Below are 1,086 nucleotides of genomic sequence, written 5' to 3'. Positions count from 1 at the left end.
TGAAAGTCGCTGTATTTAATACCAAGCCCTACGACCGCAATTTTCTTAAAAAAATCAATCAAAATTACGATCACGATCTCTGCTTTTTGACTCCTCGTTTAGATGAGCAAACTGTTAATTTAGCTCAAGGTTTTCCTGCAATTTGCGTGTTTGTCAATGATGTTGTTAATCAAAATGTGTTACAGAGTTTGGCAGAAAATGGTACAAATTTAATTGCTTTACGTTGTGCTGGTTACGATAATGTTGATTTGGAAACTGCCAAAGAATTAGGTATTACTTTAGTCAGAGTACCAGCCTACTCTCCTTATGCTGTAGCCGAATACGCGATCGCTCTTATGCTCACCCTAAATCGTCAAATTCATCGAGCCTCTTATCGAGTGAGAGAAGGTAATTTTTCTCTTAATGGTTTATTAGGTTTCGATCTGCATAGTCGTACTATTGGTATTATTGGTACAGGAAAAATTGGTCGTATTACTGGAGAAATTCTTCGCGGTTTTGGTTGTCAGATTTTAGCTTACGACCCCTATCCCAATAAAGAATTTGGCGAAAAATATGGCAAATATGTTGCTTTTGAAGAATTACTAGCTCAATCTGATATTATCTCTCTCCATTGTCCATTAACCAATGATAACTATCACTTAATTGATGAAAATGCGATCTCTCAAATGAAACCAGGAGTAATGTTAATTAATACCAGTAGAGGCGGTTTAATCGATACTAAAGCCATAATTAAAGGCTTAAAATCCAAGAGAATTGGCCATCTAGCTTTAGATGTTTACGAACGAGAAGATAATATCTTTTTTGAAGACTTATCAGGGGAAATTATTCAAGATGATATCTTTCAGAGACTATTAACTTTTCCCAATGTAATTATTACGGGACATCAAGCATTTTTTACAAGTAATGCTTTAGAAAATATCGCTGAAACTACCCTATCTAATATTACCAATATTGAACAAAATCATACTTGTAACAATCAAGTGATTATTCAATAAGTAGGGCTTGCTGAGAGGGAATTTTGCTAATAAAAAGTAACATTATTCTGAAAAACTGACCGTTTTCTTGGCACAGCAACGAACAACAAGC

Annotated in this window: 1 protein-coding gene; it reads left to right on the top strand. The window is 34.7% G+C overall.

Going from position 1 to position 1,086, the window contains the following annotated elements:
- Positions 1 to 995 (top strand): 2-hydroxyacid dehydrogenase (locus tag H1P_RS33645; RefSeq protein WP_144875860.1); only part of this gene is annotated, 995 nt, incomplete at its 5' end.
- Positions 996 to 1,086 lie beyond the last annotated feature (91 nt).

It is taken from the genome of Hyella patelloides LEGE 07179 (genome assembly GCF_900659865.1).
In the GTDB taxonomy this organism is placed as follows: Bacteria; Cyanobacteriota; Cyanobacteriia; order Cyanobacteriales; family Xenococcaceae; genus Hyella; species Hyella patelloides.
This window is presented reverse-complemented; position numbering and strand designations above follow the sequence as displayed.